This is a genomic window from Parapedobacter tibetensis (assembly GCF_024704835.1).
Taxonomy (GTDB): domain Bacteria; phylum Bacteroidota; class Bacteroidia; order Sphingobacteriales; family Sphingobacteriaceae; genus Parapedobacter; species Parapedobacter tibetensis.
This window is the reverse complement of sequence record NZ_JAMXBE010000084.1, coordinates 1-323: the sequence shown is the minus strand read 5'-3', so window position 1 is coordinate 323 and position 323 is coordinate 1. Positions and strand designations below refer to the sequence as shown.

Below are 323 nucleotides of genomic sequence, written 5' to 3'. Positions count from 1 at the left end.
GGATCGTAAGGATCGTACGGGTCATATGGGTCATCAACCCAGACGCAGACCTCGTTCCGTATCTCATCCTCCACGGTGATGCACGTTACGTTCACTTCCGCACCCTCCGCACCCAGCTCGTCATCCCAATAGCTACCCCCTTCCTGCGTGCACTCCTCCCGCTCCACATATGTATACTCATATTCACATTCATACCAGCCCCCTCCATAAGCCACCACGCCGCTTCCGCCACCGCCGACCGATGCAAGCTTGTCAAAACGGCCCCGCACCGATGGCAAATCTCCCGTTGCCGGCGTGATGCGCGATACAATCTTGCCGCCGCG

The 323-nt window shown here is 58.5% G+C and carries 1 protein-coding gene; it reads right to left on the bottom strand.

All coding sequences use genetic code 11. The features are described 5' to 3' along the window. The coding region (locus NF543_RS25370; protein WP_257671003.1) for a hypothetical protein at positions 1–323 on the bottom strand (323 nt) is incomplete at both ends.